The organism is Nocardia niwae NBRC 108934 = DSM 45340 (assembly GCF_001613465.1).
Classification (GTDB): Bacteria; Actinomycetota; Actinomycetes; order Mycobacteriales; family Mycobacteriaceae; genus Nocardia; species Nocardia niwae.
This window is the reverse complement of the sequence record NZ_BDCK01000002.1, coordinates 216,914-233,557: the sequence shown is the minus strand read 5'-3', so window position 1 is coordinate 233,557 and position 16,644 is coordinate 216,914. Positions and strand designations below refer to the sequence as shown.

Here is a 16,644-nt window from a genome sequence, read left to right as displayed (position 1 = left end):
AACCACGGCCGACCACCCTCCGCGGCTTTTCCCACGGGTGGGGCCGCTACTCGACTGGGCGGGTAGCGGCTCCACTCTCATCCGCTGCCGGTGCCGCTCATGTTCGCGAAGCGGGCGAAATCGCCTTGGGCGCCGCTGTAGACGTTGAGGTCGACGCGGCCCGCGATGCCGGGGATGGCGCCGCTGTCGGTGGTCTGCCAGAACGTCCAAGTGGACCAGCCGCCGGGGACTTCCGGTTGGGCGTTGCCGCGATAGTCGGCGATCCAAAGCGGGTACTCGGCGAATTCGGCGGTGTCGGCCATCGCGGTATGCCAGAAGTTGGGATAGGTGTAGAGGATCGGGACGCGGCCGGTGAGCGCTTCCACGGTGTTCAAGTAGCGGTGGGTCCAGTCGATCAGGGCCGCGGGGCCGAGGCCGCCGGTGTTCTCCAGGTCCAGTACCGGTGGCAGGTCGAGCGGTCCGTTCTGTCCCAGCACCACCGCGGCGTACATCGCGGCCTGTGGTTCGGGTGGCAGGTTGGGCCGGGCATAGTGGTAGGTGCCGCGGGCCATGCCCGCCGCGCGCATCAGCAGGCTGTCGGGCACGAAGTACGGATTGATGTAGTTGAGCCCCTCGGTGGCCTTGACCATGGCGAAGTTGTGGCCCGAACGCTTGACCGCGAACCAGTCGATCAGGCTTCCGTCGGTGTGCTGCCAGGAGGAGACGTCCGGACCGGTCGGCGCGGCGGTCGCGGGTAGCGCGGTGGCGAGTATGCCGGACAGTGTGATCAGCGACAGCGCCGCGGCGCGGCGGGGGGTCGACCTCCAGGTGTCCATGCCGCACGACGATAGCCACTCGCTCTGATTGTTACCAGTGTGACGGGTGGGGTGTCAGACGTGTCCTGAGCCCTCAGCCGAGCCAATCCAGGACCGACGCCGCCGTCCACGACTGCTGCATGCTGCCGAGCGGTTCGCCGGTGAACGGCTCGTAGTACTCGGCGAAACTGCCGTCGCTGGCCTGCCGCAAGCCCTCGGCGCGCAGCATGAAGGAGCGCTCCGCCCAGCCGCGCCGGGCGAAGACCCAGGAGAACAGCCAGCTCATCACCGGCCACACCGGACCGCGCCAATACTCGCGGGAACGGAAATCCTTGGACACCGGCGACGTCGAGGGCGGCAGCGCGTAACGCAGGTCCGGATGCCCGCAGAACCGCGGGCCCTCGAACAAGCGCAGCAAGCTGCGCTCGGTATCGCGGGGGAGCCCGCCACACAGCAGGGGCGCGAACATGGAGAGTGTCTCGGTGTTGATCCACCGCTGCAACCGCACGTCGAAATCGCGGGCCGCGCCGGTGCGGGCATCGGTCGTCGCGACGACGCCGGCGCGGAACCGGTCGGCCCAAGCGTAGAGATCGCGTACGTCCGCGTGCGGTTGCTTGTACTCCTCGCCGATATTGGCCAGCACCTCGCAGGCCAGCGAGAAGATCCCGGTGACGAACACGTCCTCGACGGCGAAGCTCATGGTGGAGGCGAGCTGATAGTCGTCGTAGCCCGCCCGGCGCATCTGCTCGACCAGCCACAGATAGCGGTCGTACTCGCGGTCGGTGGGGCGCTGGGTCGGGTCGGAGACGACCAGCACGTCCTCGCGGCGGTAGGGCGGCAGGTCGCCGGGAACCACGTGGTCGTAGGCGCGATCCCAGCGCGGCGAGTTGTCCATCCCGGACTCCCAGCCGTGATACAGCGTGATGCGGCCGGTCTCCTTGGGATCGCGGGCATGCGCCAGCCAGCGGTGCCAGCGCACCAGGTCCGGCCAGCGCCGGTTGAGGAACTCCTCGGCCACCGCCCTGGTACTGCGGCCGTGCCTGCGCGAATGATCCAGGATCCGCTGCACCGCGATGGCGTGCACGGGCGGTTGGGTGATTCCCGAGGTGTCCGGGCCGTCCGGCGCGTTGGCCGCCAGCTTGCGGCACTCCCAGCGGGCCGGGCCGGGGAAGTAACCGTCCACACCGTTGGCGAAGACGATGTGCGGGATCATGCCGTTCTTCCACTGCGCCGAGAGCAAGGTGTCCAACTCGACCACCGCGCGCTCCACGCTCAGCGGCGCGAGACCGACCGCGACGAACGCCGCGTCCCAGCTCCACATGTGCGGGTACAGTCGTGGCGCCGCGCTGGTCATCGTGCCCAGATCGTTGCCGCGCAGCAGGTAGGCAGCGCGGGCCGCGAGCTGGGTGGGGGTGAAGCCCGGATGTGCCATCCCCCTATTCTGCGATGTCACCCGCAGATATGCCCGCTCAGCGGTGTCCGTTTCATCCTCATCCGATCGGCCCGTGGCCGGTTCTTGTTCGGCGGTTCTCACTTTCGCACGCCCCGTCCGTGATTCGCTGCTCGAGATTCTCACCTCGATCCAGCCTGCATCGCTAGTCGTTCGTCCAGTGCTACGCGTTTTTACGCCTTCTTCACCCAGCCGGTTACGGTGGGGCCCATGACTTCCGCCGCGAGACCGAAACCGACCGCGTTGATCACCGGCGCCAGCCGCGGCCTCGGCGCGGCGATCGCCCGCGCGCTCGCGCCCACGCACGACCTGCTGCTCGGCGCGCGATCGGCGGAGTCGCTGCGCGGCATCCTGGCGGAGTTGCCCACCGCGCAGGGCTGGCCGGTCGAGCTGACCGACTACGCCGCCCTCGCCGAAGCGGCCGCGCCGATCCGGAGCCTGAACGTGCTGGTGCACAACGCGGGCATCGCCGATCTCGGCACGATCGCGGGGTCCACCGTCGAGCAGTGGCGAAATACGCTGGAAGCCAATCTCATCGCGGTCGCCGAACTCACCCGCCTGCTGCTGCCCGCGTTGCGGGCGGGCCGGGGGCACGTGGTGCTGATCAACTCGGGCGCCGGACTACGCGCCAACGCGGGCTGGGCCTCCTACGCGGCGAGCAAGTTCGGGCTGCGCGCGTTCGGTGACGCGTTGCGGCAGGAGGAGCCGGAACTGCGGGTGACCTCGATCCATCCGGGGCGCATCGACACCGATATGCAGCGTGAGATCATCGCGGGCGAGGGACGCGAGTACCGTGCCGAGGACTTTCTCACGCCGGAGACCGTGGCGTACGCGGTCCGCTCGGCCATCGATACCCCGCGTGACGCGCACCCCACGGAGGTCGTGCTACGGCCGTACTGATTCCCGGACGCGCCCGGTGTAGCTCTCGCGGCGATAGCGTGCGCTCACTGTCGGCGCGCACGTCGCCGATTGGATCCTCGCCCCCGCGATCGGCTCACCGACGTGCTCCTGCCCGTGTGATTCGCCCGGCCGACCACGCGATCGAATGCGCGCGGCAGTACTTCCGGCCGCAGACGATCGTCATCGGGCACGCCGACGCGCCCGACGGCACGCATTGCTACGGACAACTGGCCGACATCGTCGAAGAGCGCAACCTTTCCCTGGTCACGCTCGACGCCGTGCTGCTCCCGCCGCGCTGACCAGCCGTCAGGCGACGATGTTCACCAGTCGGCCGGGCACTACGATCAGCTTGCGCGGCGCCGCGCCGTCGAGCAGCGCGGCGATCTTCTCGTCGGCCAGCACGGCCGCCTCGATCGCCGCGTTGTCCGCGTCGGCCGCCACCTGAACCCGGCTGCGCACCTTGCCGTTCACCTGGATCGGGTACTCCACGGACTCCTCCACCAGCAGCGCCGGATCGGCGACCGGGAAGGGGCCGTGCGCCAGCGAGGCGGTGTGGCCGAGGCGTTCCCACAGTTCCTCGGCGATGTGCGGGGCCAGCGGGGCCAGCATCAGCACCAGCGGCTCCACCACCGAGCGCGGCGCGCCGTCCGGGTAGCTCTTGGTCAGGTGGTTGGTCAGCTCGATCAGTTTGGCGCCCGCCGTGTTGTCGCGCAGCGCGGCGAAATCCTCGTCCACTCCGGCGATCGTCTTGTGCAGCAGGCGCAGCGTCTCGCCGGTCGGCTCGGCGTCGGTCACCCGCAGCGCGCCGGACTCCTCGTCGACCACCAGACGCCAGGCGCGCTGCAGGAACCGGTGCGCGCCCACGACGTCCTTGGTGGCCCACGGCCGCGAGGTGTCCAGCGGACCCATCGACATCTCGTAGAAGCGGAAGGTGTCCGCGCCGTACAGGTCGCACATCTCGTCCGGGGAGATGGCGTTCTTCAGCGACTTGCCGATCTTGCCGTACTCCTGGCGCACCGGGATCTCGGCGCCGGTCGGGTCGGTCCAGAAGAACGCGCCGTCGCGCTCGACCACCTCGGCGGCGGGCACGTACGCGCCGCGCTCGTCGGTGTAGGCGTGCGCCTGGATGTAGCCCTGGTTGAACAGCCGCCGGTACGGCTCGCTCGCGGACACGTCACCCAGGTCGTAGAGCACCTTCTGCCAGAACCGGGCGTACAGCAGGTGCAGCACCGCGTGCTCGACGCCGCCGACGTACAGGTCGACGCCGCCCGGATCGTCCGGCCCGCCGACTTCGGTGCGCGGGCCGAGCCAGTACGCCTCGTTCTCCTTGGCGCAGAAGGTTTCCGCGTTCGTCGGGTCGGCGTAGCGGATCTCGTACCAGGAACTGCCCGCCCACTGCGGCATGACATTGGTGTCGCGGCGGTAGCGCTTGGGGCCGTCGCCGAGGTCGAGTTCGACTTCCACCCAGTCGGTCGCCTTGGCCAGCGGCGGGGACGGTTCGGAGTCCGCGTCGTCCGGATCGAAGGTCACCGGGGCGAAGTCGTCCAGCTCCGGCAGCGACACCGGCAGCATCGACTCCGGCAGCGCGTGGGGAGCGCCCTGCTCGTCGTACACGATCGGGAAGGGCTCGCCCCAGTAGCGCTGACGGGCGAACAGCCAGTCGCGCAGTTTGTACTGGATGGTGCCCTTGCCGTGGCCGTCGGCCTCCAGCCGGGCGATCATCGCCGCTTTGGCGTCCTCGACGGACATCCCGTCGAGATAGCCGGAGTTCACCAGCGCGCCCTCGCCCGCGTGCGCGCCCTTCTCCAGGTCGCCGCCACTGATGACCTCGACGATCGGCAGTCCGAGGACGGACGCGAACTCCCAGTCGCGGTGGTCGTGCCCGGGAACGGCCATGATCGCGCCGGTGCCGTAGCTGCTCAGCACGTAGTCGGCGATGAAGATCGGCACGGCCTTGCCGTCGGCCGGGTTGATCGCGTAGTTGCCCAGGAAGACGCCGGTCTTCTCCTTGTTCTCCTGGCGCTCCAGATCGGACTTGGCCGCGATCGACTTGCGGTAGGCCGCGACGGCGTCGGCCGGTGTGGCGGCGCCGTTGTTGGTCCAGCGCGGGTCCGTGTTCGCGGGCCAGGCGGGCGCGGTGAGCTTGTCGACCAGCTCGTGTTCCGGCGCGAGCACGACGTAGGTGGCGCCGAACAGGGTGTCGGGCCGGGTGGTGAAGACCTCGATCTGCTCGCCGTCGGCGTCGAACTTCACCTGCGCGCCCCGGGAGCGGCCGATCCAGTTGCGCTGCATCGACTTCACGTTCTCCGGCCAGTCCAGCCGGTCCAGGTCGTCGACCAGCCGATCGGAATAGGCGGTGATGCGCATCATCCACTGCCGCAGCCGCTTCCGGAACACCGGGAAGTTGCCGCGTTCGCTGCGGCCTTCGGCGGTGACTTCCTCGTTGGCCAGCACGGTGCCCAGACCGGGGCACCAATTGACCACCGACTCGGTCTGGTACACCAACCGGTGCGAGTCCAGCAGCGCGCCGCGATCGGCAACCGACATCGTGTCCCAGGACCGGCCGTCCGGAACGGCCCGCGCGCCGGACGCGAACTCGGCCGCCAGCTCGGCGATCGGGCGGGCCCGGTTCAGTGCGGGGTCGAACCACGCGTTGTAGATGCGCAGGAAGATCCACTGCGTCCAGCGGTAGTACTCGGGATCGGTGGTCGCGAACGAGCGGCGCCGGTCGTGGCCGAGGCCGAGGCGGTCGAGCTGGCGCTGCATCGTGGCGATGTTCGCCTCGGTGGTGTCGCGCGGATGGGCGCCGGTCTGCACGGCGTACTGCTCGGCGGGCAGGCCGAACGCGTCGTAGCCAAGGGCGTGCAACACGTTGCGTCCGTGCATCCGGTGGTAGCGCGCGAAGACGTCCGTGGCGATGTAACCGAGCGGATGCCCGACGTGCAGGCCCGCGCCGGACGGGTACGGGAACATGTCCTGGATGAACAGCTTGTCGGCCGGGGTGCGGCCGGCCAGCGGCCCCACCGGGTTCGGCGCGTGGAAGGTTCCGCGTTCGTCCCACGTCCGCTGCCACCGGCGTTCGATGCGGCCGGCAAGCTCCGCGTTGTACCGGTGCTCTGGTACATCGCTTTCGGTTGCGCGTGTGTCTTGCACGGTCCTGCCTTCTTGTGGTCGCCGATCCCCGACAAACTTCGTCTATCAGGGTAGAACGTCCCCTCGGCTGGACCGAAAATCGGGCTGGCCTGGACTTTGCGGACGTGTTCGCCGTCGCACGGCCCGTCGGCGGCGCGGCGGCACCGATGCGCTAGCCTGCATGGGTGTTCGTCGTCGCTCTCGTCCTGTTCGTGCTGGCCGTCGTGGCCGTCGCAACCGGCGCACTCGGGCTGACCGGCCGGTTGCCCCGCAATCGTTTCTTCGGCGTCCACACCGAGGCCGCGCTGTCCACGGACGAGACGTTCCGCATCGCCAACCGGGTCGCCGCGCCCACCTCGATCGCGGCCGGAGCGCTGCTGTTCGCCGGTGGTCTGGTCGGGCTCGCCGCGGGCGGCGTCGTCGCGCTCGCGGTCGCGGGCGCCGCCGCCGTGGTCGCGCTGTTCACCCTCGGCGCGGGCGCGAATGCCGCGGCGCAGGCGGCCGCCGCCATCGCGCCGCCCCCGGAGACCGGTGGCTGCGGCAACTCCTGCGGCGCCTGCTCGCTTCGCGACGCCTGCCAACCGGCGGGCTGACGTCGGCCGCACGCGCCGGGCCCGGTCACCTCGGCCGACAGTCGTCACTCCTGAACGGCCCATAACCATTCGCAGCGTGCCGAGCACGAGGCTCACTCCATGTCGTCCGCACACGGCGGCGGTGCGACACCGCGCGACAGCGGGCTGCCGATCGGAGTGATGTAGAGCACGCACAACAGTACCGGCGCGGTCCCGACGTTACGGGCCACGTGCGGATAGCGCGGTCCGCTCGGCTCCCGGAAGACCCGCCACCGCCGATAGGCGACCGGCGCGCAGTTCGCGCCGGGGTGATCCAGGGTTCCCCGCGCTACCAGCACGAACAGTGTCCCGTCGTGGTAGTGCCACCCGCTGCTGCCGCCGGGCTCGATGAGCGTCTGGCGCAGGATGAACGCCCATCGCCCCACGGCGAGCCGCAACAGCACACGACTCGCGGTCCCGTGTGCGGGCGCCGCGTTGACCTCGAATGCACCCCACATCCCTCGATCGAATCACCTCGGACAGGCCGCTCCAAGCCACCCGACGCGCACAGATGGCGGATCTCCGGCATGTCCGCGAGTCGCCGTCGAGGCCCGACCCGAGCTCACCGGGCGTGTGTCGAAAGCGCTTGGAGAACCGCGTGGTCGGCGGAGGGGTCGCCGACGGCGATTCGCGCGCTGCCGTCCGGATAGGACTTCGCGGCGATCCCCGCGCGGCGCAGCGCGGTGACGGTGCCGGGACCGGGGATGTACAGAAAGTTGGCGCGACTTTCCGGTATCGCGAATCCGCGGGCCATCAGCGCGGCACGCAGCGCGTCCCGCTCCTCGGTGATGCGGAAGGTGCGCGCGGCGAGTTCGGGTTCGGCGGCGTACGAGGCGGCGACCGCGGCCACCGCTGCCGCGCTCATCCCGAAGGGGAGTTGCAGCTTGCTCACGCGCGCGATCAGCTCGGGTCTGCCGAAGGTGTAACCGATCCGCAGCCCGGCCAAGCCGTACGCCTTCGAGAAGGTCCGCAGGACGAGCAGGTTGGGGTGCTTCGCGATCAATGCCAGCGGGTCGATGTACTCCGCCGCGCCCAGGAATTCGACGTACGCCTCATCGAGAAGCACCGGGACACGGGCAGGCATGTCGGACAGGAACGCCTTCAGCTCGTCGGCCGGAAGCACCGTTCCGGTGGGATTGTGCGGACGGCACACCACGACCAGTGCGGTGCGCCGGTCGACGGCACGCCGCATCGCCCGCAGATCCTGATCGCCCGCCGCGTCCAGCGGCACCGGCACGGCCTCGAGTCCGGCCATCTCGGCCATGATCGGATACCCGTCGAACGTCGGCGCGCTGTAGACGATCTCTTCTCCCGGCGTGGTGAGCGTCTGCAGGATCTGCAGGGCCACGCCGGTCGCCCCCGATCCGACCACCACCTGATCCGCCCGGACACCCACATGCCCGGCGATCAGCGACGGCAGCCGATGCGGCAGGAACTCCGGGTATCGGTTGGCCTGAGCCAGCGTCATGTGCACCGCTCGCAGCACCGAAGGCAGCGGTGGGAACGGATTCTCGCTCAGGGTGAGGTCGAAGCGGGGCGGCACCCGGGATACCTGGTGCCGACGCGAGGGCCGGGTGCCGTCGACAACGCGCACGCTCATCGCGCGGCTCCCCAGCGGACAGCGGCCGCGCCCGCGAAATCGCCCGCGTGCGCGAAGCCGGCCAGCAGCACCAGCGATCCGTTGGCCAGCCGTCCCGCCCGGTTCTCCACATCCAGCGTCACCGGGATGCCCGCGGCGAACAGGTTGCCGCAGGAGTCGAAGGTGTCGGGATGCCGCTGCGCGGGCAGCTCCAGCGCGTCGTGCCAGTTGCGCAGGAACAGGCGGTTCGGCTGATTGGTGACGAACGTGTCGACGTCGCGTCCCCGCACGCCGATCCGATCGCACACCGCGAGCGCGACTTCCGGGACCAGCCGGTTGCCGCGGGCGAACACCTTGGTCACCTTGGATTCGGTGAAGCTGACGCACCCCTGGCCCTCGCCCGGCTCCCAATACTTGCGCTCGCCGTTGGTGGAGAACTCCATGTCCCCGGCGAACTCGGGATAGGTGCGGCATTCGATGTCGAGAATCGGTGCGCTGTCGTCCTTGCGGAGCAGCCCCACTCCGCAGCCGTCGCCGGGCACCGGGGCCTGGGCCAGCTTGCGGATCTCGGTCTGGGTGAACACCGGTCCCGCGCAGTTCTGGCTCGCCGCGATCAGCGCGGTGCGGGCGGAGGTGGTCTGCAGGATCATGCGGGCCATCGCCATCATGTGCACGAACGCCGCGCACCCGCCGTTGTGCACGTCGTAGACGTAGGAGGGGCGGATGCCGAGCCTGCGCGCCACCTCGGGGCCGCAGCCGAGCACCGGATTGTCCGGCAGCTGGGTATGCGTGATCAGGACGTCGACTTCGGCGATCGCGTCGGCGCCGTTGCGTTCGATCAGCGGTGCGACGGCGCGCTCGACCATGTCCACCGCGGTCTCGTCGCGCGCCACGTGGTGGCGGCCCTTGGGCGCGCGGAACATAACGTTCTTGGCCATCCGATCCGAGCGGGCGAACTGGGTGAAATATTCGGTGCCGACCGGTTCGCCGGGGAGGTACGAGGCCACGTCGACGAGGCTGACCGGTGGTAGGCCGGAGGTGTTCTGGTGCATAGCGCGTCTCACTTCATCCAGTCGGGCTTGATCGGAAGGCCGTGCGCGGCCCGGTACTCACAGATGGCCTTGAGGTTGTCCATCTCCAGCTGATGACCCGCCGAGAACATGTCCCAGAAGTCGCCGACCCATACCGGTCGCTCCGGCGGGGCGGTCTCGGTGTAGGGGTTCTCGTCGTAGAAGGGGTGCTTGCAGTTCACCCACAGCACCACCGACCCCGGCTTGTCGAACACCACCTGGGCGTCGACCACGCGCAGGAGGTAGATCATCCACAGGTGTCGTGACTGGTCCCAGGCGCAGTGGTAGTCGACGGTCATGGCGTCGGGGTTCGCAAAGGTGCGAGTGAAGATCTTGGTCTCGTCGCCCAGCCGGTCATAGGCCAGCCACAGTCCGGGTTCGTCGGTCTCGACGAATCCGCGCATGCTGTAGGTCCACTCCTCCAGCGACCTGGTGTCGGCGAGGTATTCGTACACCTCTCGCGGTGGGGCGGCGATATAGCCCTGCACCGGGCAGTAGTCGCCGTAGATCTGGTCGTGCGGATACACCGACCGGAGCATGTCCATGATGATCGGCGTGGTCGCGTCCTTGTCGGAGTTCTCGATGCGGAGCACGCCCGGCACCGCCTGTTCCGGAATGTCGCTGAGGGCAGGGAGGGAACTCGTGGTCACGGTGGTACTCCTTCGGGTAGTGCGAGCGCGGGCGTTCAGTTGTGGCCGAGCGTTTGCTCCACGGTGGTCAGGAACGGCAGGAACGGGGGGATCTCGTCGGGATCGCACTCGATCGAAAGGAACGACGGTCCCTCGGTGTGCAGGCAGTGCCGCAGCGCGCCGGCGAGATCGCCGACGGTGTGCACCGAGAACGCGGGCAGGTCGGGGAACATCGCGGCGACGCCCGCGCCCGGGTAGGCCGGGCGGAAACGGTTGAAGCTGTAGCGATCCCGGTAGTACAGCTGCTCCCTGGTCACGCACATGGCGTGCGCGTTGTTGTTCAGCACCACGAAGGTGACCGGCAGTGCGTGCTCGATCGCGGTGTGCAACTCCATGCCGTGCATGTAGAACGAGCCGTCACCGGCGATGACCACGGTGCGCCGGACGCCGTCCGCGCGCGCGAACGCGGACCCGATGCCCGCGCCGAACGCGTACCCCATACCGCCCATGCCGAGGGCGACCACGAACCGCCCGTCGCGCGGGACCCGGAGATGGTGCACGACGGCCGCGCCGGTGTTGCCCGCGTCCGCGAACACGTCTGTGCCGTCCGGCAATACGGCGTCGATCGTCTCGACCACTTCCCGATACCGCAGGCCGGGACCGGAGGCGGCGGGTACGCGCAGGGAGGTCAGCGGTTGCGTCGCGCGCACGCATTCGGGTCCGGTGCTGCCGTCGTCCAGTGCGTCGGCGAGCTCGGCCAGCGTTCGCGAGAGATCGGTACTGGTCGCGTGCAGGGCGGGCAGGTACGGCGGCGCCACACCGATGCTGGCGACCGTGCGTTCGGCGAGCGCGGTCTCCGAGCCCGCGCGGGCGGGAACCGGCATCCGCGTGCCGACCAGCAGGCACAGGGCCGAGGACCGGATCGCCGCCAGCAACTCGGGATGACCCATGCTGCCCGCCACACCGCAGAAGGCGGGATCTGTGTTGTCGTAGGTGTCCTTCGCGTCCGGCGCGACGCCCACCGCGGCGTTCAGCGCGGTGGCCAGGCGGGCCAGCTCGTCGCGGGCGTCGTCGCGCGCGACCTGATCACCGGCGATGATGACGATCTTGCCGGTGTGCCTGGCTGTGCCGAGCGCGGCGCGGACGCGGGCGATTCCGGCCTCGTCGGACCGATGCGTCCGCGGCGCGGGGCGCCACGGCGCTGTGTCGCCCGCGTCCGCCTGCTGCACGTCTTTGGGCAGCAGCAACACCGCCGGGCCGCCGCGCCGGGCGGCCCGCACCGCCCGGTCCAGCCGATCCGGCAGTTCGGCGGCGGTCTCCACGCGGTCGCAATAGGTGCTGACCGCGCCGAAGAGGCGGACCGCGTCGATCGCCCCCGCGCGTCCGCTGGTGTCCTGGAAGGCGCCGTTGCCTTCCAGGGCGGTCGGGGGCTGGCCGACCAGCGCGAGCACCGGCACCCGCGAGGCGAACGATTCGGCCAGTCCGGCAACGAGATTCATCGCGCCGCCGCCCGAGGTCGCCGCGACCACGCCGAGTCCGCCCGTGCTGCGGGCGTACCCGTCGGCCATGGTGGCCGCCGAGAACTCGTGTTTCGCGACCACTCCGGTGACGTGCTCCGGGGCGTCGAAGATCGCGTCGTACAGGTCCTCGATATTGGCGCCGTCCACTCCGAAGATGTGGCGCACGCCCATCGCCGAGATCGCTCGCACCAGATGGTCCACTACCCGAGTCGGCATCCGCGCTCCTTCCGCTGACGAAACTTCGACTGCGTACAGGAGTGATACGGACCCGGCTGCCGGTCGGTTCAACGGCGACTCGGAAGATGTTCCGCGCTTCTTGCGTGTACGTATACATCTACGTATAGTCGGAGCATGCCCAACAAGACGATCTACGTTGCCGATGACGACCTCCCGCTCTTCCAGCGCGCGCAGGAACTGGTCGGCGGCAATCTCTCGGGGGCGGTGGTCACGGCGCTGCGCCGGTTCATCGAACTCGAGGAGGGCCGGCTGGAGGGCTACGACGAGATCGTGCTCAAGGTCGGCCGCGACGGAGTGCGCCAGGTTCGCTTCTCCGGCACCCTGCTAGGGGAGTGGCACGAGGTCAACGATACGCGGATCGAGCACGTCCAGGTGTATCGCAGCCGTAAGGGCAAATACGTGATGCACGCCCAGTATTCGAACTGGGACGAATATCCCGCCGACGCCGGCGCGAACTGGCTCAAGGACTGGCGGGACCCGAAGAGCTGGCGTCGCTTGCTCGGCGTCGGCCAGCAGGATTGGGGTGACTTCGTCTTCGTCGTCGCGGATTCCCTCGACGAGTTGAAGGGGCAGCTGCCCGACAAGCTCTACCGGCGGGTGGTGGATGTGGCCCAGGGGCCGAAGATCGAGGATCTGGACATCTAGCCGCCACCGGCAACCGAATCGACCAGCACCGCGACCCCGAGGGGGCGGTGTCGGCAAAACATGCCCTGATTCGCATAGTCGCATATATCTCAGAAGGGAAGAACCATGGTGAACGGCCATCGCACGCCCGCCGTCTCGGCGCGGGGCCTGCGTAAATCGTTCGGCGAGCAGGTGGTGCTCGACGGGATAGACCTCACCGTCCCCGAGGGCACGGTGTTCTCGCTGCTCGGGCCGAACGGTGCGGGCAAGACCACCACCGTGCAGATCCTGACCACGCTGATCGACCCGGACGCGGGCGAGATCAGGATCGGCGGCCACGATCTCGCCGCCGAGCGCAAGCAGGTGCGCGCGCAGATCGGGGTGACCGGCCAGTTCTCGGCGGTCGACGAACTGCTCACGGGCCGGGAGAACCTGCTGCTGATGGGCGATCTGCACCATCTGCCGCGGCGGGACACCCGCGGGCTGGCGGAGAATCTGCTGGAGCGCTTCGATCTGGTCGACGCGGCGGACAAGACGGTGGCCACCTACTCCGGCGGCATGACCAGGCGTCTCGACCTGGCCATGACGCTGGTCGGCGATCCGCGCATCATCTTCCTCGACGAGCCGACCACGGGACTAGACCCGCGCAGCAGACGCGCGATCTGGGACATCATCCGTGGGTTGGTGGACGACTACCGCGTCACGGTCTTCCTCACCACCCAGTACCTGGAGGAGGCCGACCAGCTCGCCGACCGCATCGCGGTGCTCGACCACGGCCGGATCGTCGCCGAAGGCACCGCCCCGGAACTGAAGCGACTGGTGCCGGGCGGGCACATCCGCCTCGAGTTCGCCGACCGGCCCGCCTTGACCGCTGCGGCCGACGCGCTCGGCGTCGCCGCCCCGCCACCGGACGACGAGGAGGACCTCACCCTCGCGGTGCCCAGCGACGGCGGCGTGAAGTCGCTGCGCTCGGTGCTGGATCGGCTCGACTACGAGCGGATCGAGGTCGAGGGCCTCGCCGTGCACACCCCCAACCTCGACGACGTCTTCCTCACCCTCACCGGCCACCCCACCACCGAAAAGGAAACCGTGCGATGAGCATGTCCTACGCGCTCGCCGATTCGGCGACCATGCTGCGGCGCAATCTCCTGCATGCCAAGCGTTATCCGAGTCTGAGCTTCGGCGTCATCGTGATGCCCACCGTGCTGCTGCTGGTGTTCAACTTCGTCTTCGGCGGGGCGCTGGAGAAGTCCTCCGGCGGAAACTACATCGACTACCTCGCGCCGGGCATGCTGCTGATGATTCCGGCGTACATGACGGTCTCGGTCGCGGTGTCGGTCGCCACCGACACGACCAAGGGCATCGTGAACCGGTTCCGCACCATGGACATCGCGCAATCGGCCATGCTGACCGGTCACGTGGTCGGCGCACTGATCCAAGCGCTGGCCGGCGTGGCCGCGATGGCGGGCGTCGCGCTGCTGATCGGCTTCCGCCCGAATGCCGACGCGGTCGAGTGGCTCGCCGTCTTCGGACTGCTCGCGTTGGTGATGTTCGCGCTCACCTGGCTGTCGGTGGCGCTCGGCCTGCTCGCGCCGAACCCGGAGAGCGCGAGCAACACGCCCTTCCCGCTGGTGATGCTGCCGTTCCTCGGCAGCGGCCTGGTCAGCACCGACACCATGCCCGCCGGATTGCGTCAGTTCGCCGAGTACCAGCCCTTCACCCCGTTCACCGAGACCATCCGCGGTCTGCTGATGGGTACCGAGATCGGCGACAACGGGATCATCTCGATCGCCTGGTGCGTCGGTCTGACCGTGGTCGGTTACCTGTGGTCGTCCTCGATCTTCCGGCGCCGGACGCGCTGAACGGGCCGTGCGCAGGAGATCCCCCGCGAGCAGCGCCCGCGGGGGATCGTCCATGCGCTCACACCGTGCCGGTGAGCAGGACCTTCCCGGAGTTGCTCGCGCGGATCTCGACCGAGCGGACCTGGTCGGGCGCACCGTCGATGGTTCGGTCGATGGTCAGCTCGGTCCCCGGACCCGCGGGCCAAGCGTCGAGTCTCTCCTGCTGACCGGTCGTGCGGGTGACGTACAACGCGAGCTCGGTGCTGTAGCGCTGCTGGTCGCCGGGCGGATAGCTGCAGGTCATCACCAGCCGCGTCCGGTCGCCCGCCGGGACGAGTTTGAAACTCGCCGAGACCGGCGTCGGCTCCACCGGAGTCATCTGGCGTTCGACGAACGCCTGCTCGCTGGTGCCCGGCTCGCCCGAGTCGTTCGATCCGGACACCGAGACGGCGATCGGGACCGCGATCGCCACCGCCGCCGCGGCCGAGGCCACCGCGATGCCGACCGACGTCCACCCGCTGCGCTTGCGGCGGCGTTCGGCCGCGTCGGCGAGCCACGTCGGCGGCGGAAGCTCGGGCATCGGCGGAAGCTCGGGCATCGGCGGCGGCGGTGGCATCGGCGGCGCAGGCTCGCCGGGATGCCTGGGCGGCTCGATCATCGCGTTCGCGATATCGGGCTCCACGAGCGCGAGCATGCCCGGCAGTCCGGCCAGTTCGGCCAGGGCCGACCGGCAGCCGGGGCAACCGGCGAGGTGGCTCTCGTACTGCAGACGCTCTTCGCGGGTGAGGGAGCCGAGCACATACGGGGCGTCCCACGTGCTGAAATCGTCGGTGATGTCCGTCACTGGTTCGTCACCCCCATCTCCTGTAATGCCAGGCGCAATGCGCGCATACCGTAGTGCATCCGGGACTTCACCGTGCCCGGCGGAATGTCGAGTTCCTCGGCGATCTGATGGGTGGACAGGCCGCGGTAGTAGGCCCGCACGATCACCTCGCGATGATCGGCGCTGAGCCTGCCCAGGGCGTCGGCGACCAGCCAGCTGTCCAGCGCGCGGTCTGACTGGTCCGGAGCGGGCTGTTCGGGCGGGCTGTCGGTGCGGACCTCGCGCCTGCTGCGGGCGCTGCGATGCTCATCCACGGCGAGATTGCGCGCCACGGTGAACAGCCATGCCCGCGCCGAGGTGGTGGACTGGTCCAAAACGTTCGGACGTTGCCAGGCCCGCAGCAAGGTCTCCTGCACGATGTCCTCCGCCCGTCCGGAATCCCGCACCAAGCCGAGCGTGTACCGCCACAGTGCGGTGGCGTGTTCGCGATAGAGGGCCCGCAGCAATTCGGACCGATCGTCGGGCCGGCCCGTCTGGCCGTCTGGGTTGCGCACAACTGGCTACCTCTCCGCTCGAGTCGCGGGGCCGGTCGGTGGGCGCACCTGACAAGTCACCCATGCTCTTGCCGGTTCAGTTGTCGTATCTCATATCGTGTCTCCTTCGGTCCCTTCGAGGAGTACACGTTCTCAGTTGCGTTCGAGTTCAATCGGGTGTGTCGCCAGCAGGGACAGCGGCAGGGGCTGGCGGCGCAGCACGTGCGCCCACAGGTCGGGACGGCCACTGCTGATCGGGTCGGACGGGAGCGCGGACACCACCATCCAGTCGTTGTTCTCCAACTCGCCTTCCAGCTGGCCGAAGGTCCAGCCCGCGTAGCCCGCGAAGATCCGGATGCCCTCGACGAGCGGGCCCACCCGCTCGGGATCGGCGTCCAGGTCGACCAGGACGACGCGTCCGTCGATCCGGCGCAGTCCGGGGACGCCCTCGATCCGCGCGCCCACCCGGACGGTGCCCAGGCACAGCGCGGCGTCTCGTTTCACCGGGCCGCCGATGAACAGCGTGCGTGGCGCGGCGACCGCGTTCGTCCAGCGCGGCAGCACCTCGTGCACCGCCGTGTCGCTCGGCCGGTTGAGCACGACGCCGAGGCTGCCCGCCTCGTTGTGCTCGATGATGTAGACGACGGTGCGCCGGAAGGTCGGCTCGACCAGTTCGGTGGCCGACACCAGCAGCGTCCCGGCGCGAACCACCTGGTCACCGTGGCGGAACTCACGTCGCCTGCGGTCACCGTGCCCGCCGCGAGTCTTCCGATCGTCCGGGTCTTCTGCGCGTGCCACTCCGACATCATCGCAGCTGTTCGCTCAGATTGCGCCTTCTGCGGCCGACTTCTGCGTACCGGATTTGCCGATCGGGCCGCCGACCGGACGGTGGACGCCCCGG

At 69.2% G+C, this 16,644-nt stretch carries 17 protein-coding genes; 6 read left to right on the top strand and 11 right to left on the bottom strand.

The window, feature by feature from the left end:
- Window positions 1-77: 77 nt before the first annotated feature.
- Entirely contained in the window at window positions 78-815 is a 738-nt protein-coding gene (locus NNI01S_RS01525) for a glycoside hydrolase family 25 protein (protein WP_063016671.1), read from the bottom strand.
- 73 nt (window positions 816-888) lie between these two features.
- Complete coding sequence (gene ggh, locus NNI01S_RS01520) at window positions 889-2,226, bottom strand: glucosylglycerate hydrolase (protein WP_063016670.1); 1,338 nt, start codon at window positions 2,224-2,226, stop codon at window positions 889-891.
- A gap of 228 nt (window positions 2,227-2,454) precedes the next feature.
- Between ggh and NNI01S_RS01515 the strand changes: the two genes are divergently transcribed.
- Both NNI01S_RS01515 and NNI01S_RS01510 read left to right on the top strand, forming a co-directional pair.
- Entirely contained in the window at window positions 2,455-3,144 is a 690-nt protein-coding gene (locus NNI01S_RS01515; RefSeq protein WP_063016668.1) for an SDR family oxidoreductase, read from the top strand.
- A 116-nt stretch (window positions 3,145-3,260) separates the two neighbouring features.
- Window positions 3,261-3,443 (top strand): hypothetical protein, encoded by a 183-nt coding sequence (locus tag NNI01S_RS01510; RefSeq protein WP_063016666.1) that lies wholly within the window; start codon window positions 3,261-3,263, stop codon window positions 3,441-3,443.
- Between the two features lie 7 nt (window positions 3,444-3,450).
- Here NNI01S_RS01510 and leuS read toward each other — a convergent pair whose 3' ends face one another.
- The gene (gene leuS, locus NNI01S_RS01505) at window positions 3,451-6,297 is read right to left on the bottom strand and encodes a leucine--tRNA ligase (RefSeq protein WP_063016664.1); all 2,847 of its coding nucleotides are present in this window, start codon (window positions 6,295-6,297) and stop codon (window positions 3,451-3,453) included.
- A 164-nt stretch (window positions 6,298-6,461) separates the two neighbouring features.
- Here leuS and NNI01S_RS01500 point away from each other — a divergent pair, with 164 nt between their 5' ends.
- Window positions 6,462-6,869, top strand: a complete 408-nt coding sequence (locus tag NNI01S_RS01500; protein WP_063016662.1) for an SdpI family protein — start codon at window positions 6,462-6,464, stop codon at window positions 6,867-6,869.
- Window positions 6,870-6,961: 92 nt separating this feature from the next.
- Here the strand turns inward: NNI01S_RS01500 and NNI01S_RS01495 are convergent, their stop codons facing one another.
- The 5 genes from NNI01S_RS01495 to NNI01S_RS01475 all read right to left on the bottom strand — a co-directional run bounded on the left by NNI01S_RS01495 (window position 6,962) and on the right by NNI01S_RS01475 (window position 11,901).
- Window positions 6,962-7,345 carry a cupin domain-containing protein gene (locus NNI01S_RS01495; RefSeq protein ID WP_063016660.1) on the bottom strand — a complete coding sequence of 128 codons (384 nt, stop codon included), beginning with the start codon at window positions 7,343-7,345 and terminating at the stop codon, window positions 6,962-6,964.
- 104 nt (window positions 7,346-7,449) lie between these two features.
- Window positions 7,450-8,487 carry an aminotransferase class I/II-fold pyridoxal phosphate-dependent enzyme gene (locus tag NNI01S_RS01490; protein WP_063016658.1) on the bottom strand — a complete coding sequence of 346 codons (1,038 nt, stop codon included), beginning with the start codon at window positions 8,485-8,487 and terminating at the stop codon, window positions 7,450-7,452.
- Window positions 8,484-9,518 carry a 3-oxoacyl-ACP synthase III family protein gene (locus NNI01S_RS01485; protein ID WP_063016656.1) on the bottom strand — a complete coding sequence of 345 codons (1,035 nt, stop codon included), beginning with the start codon at window positions 9,516-9,518 and terminating at the stop codon, window positions 8,484-8,486. Before NNI01S_RS01485 ends, NNI01S_RS01490 begins: the two co-directional genes overlap by 4 nt.
- 8 nt (window positions 9,519-9,526) lie before the next feature.
- On the bottom strand, window positions 9,527-10,186 hold the full coding sequence (locus tag NNI01S_RS01480) for a hypothetical protein (RefSeq protein WP_063016654.1): 660 nt from the start codon (window positions 10,184-10,186) through the stop codon (window positions 9,527-9,529).
- Between the two features lie 35 nt (window positions 10,187-10,221).
- Complete coding sequence (locus tag NNI01S_RS01475) at window positions 10,222-11,901, bottom strand: thiamine pyrophosphate-binding protein (protein ID WP_063016652.1); 1,680 nt, start codon at window positions 11,899-11,901, stop codon at window positions 10,222-10,224.
- Between the two features lie 135 nt (window positions 11,902-12,036).
- Between NNI01S_RS01475 and NNI01S_RS01470 the strand changes: the two genes are divergently transcribed.
- The 3 genes from NNI01S_RS01470 (at window position 12,037) to NNI01S_RS01460 (ending at window position 14,408) form a co-directional block, all read left to right on the top strand.
- Window positions 12,037-12,567 (top strand): EXLDI protein, encoded by a 531-nt coding sequence (locus NNI01S_RS01470; RefSeq protein ID WP_063016650.1) that lies wholly within the window; start codon window positions 12,037-12,039, stop codon window positions 12,565-12,567.
- Between the two features lie 105 nt (window positions 12,568-12,672).
- Window positions 12,673-13,644: an ATP-binding cassette domain-containing protein gene (locus NNI01S_RS01465; protein WP_063016648.1), complete on the top strand. Its 972-nt coding sequence runs from the start codon at window positions 12,673-12,675 to the stop codon at window positions 13,642-13,644.
- Window positions 13,641-14,408, top strand: coding sequence for an ABC transporter permease (locus NNI01S_RS01460; protein WP_063016646.1), 768 nt, complete (start codon window positions 13,641-13,643; stop codon window positions 14,406-14,408). The genes NNI01S_RS01465 and NNI01S_RS01460 overlap by 4 nt, the downstream gene beginning before the upstream one ends.
- Before the next feature lie 58 nt (window positions 14,409-14,466).
- Here the strand turns inward: NNI01S_RS01460 and NNI01S_RS01455 are convergent, their stop codons facing one another.
- The 3 genes from NNI01S_RS01455 to NNI01S_RS01445 form a co-directional block, all read right to left on the bottom strand.
- A complete protein-coding gene (locus NNI01S_RS01455) occupies window positions 14,467-15,231 on the bottom strand; it encodes an anti-sigma factor family protein (RefSeq protein WP_063016644.1) in 765 nt (254 codons plus the stop codon).
- Entirely contained in the window at window positions 15,228-15,764 is a 537-nt protein-coding gene (locus tag NNI01S_RS01450; protein WP_063016642.1) for a sigma-70 family RNA polymerase sigma factor, read from the bottom strand. Before NNI01S_RS01450 ends, NNI01S_RS01455 begins: the two co-directional genes overlap by 4 nt.
- Before the next feature lie 132 nt (window positions 15,765-15,896).
- Entirely contained in the window at window positions 15,897-16,541 is a 645-nt protein-coding gene (locus NNI01S_RS01445) for a YqgE/AlgH family protein (RefSeq protein WP_084488354.1), read from the bottom strand.
- Between the last annotated feature and the right edge of the window lie 103 nt (window positions 16,542-16,644).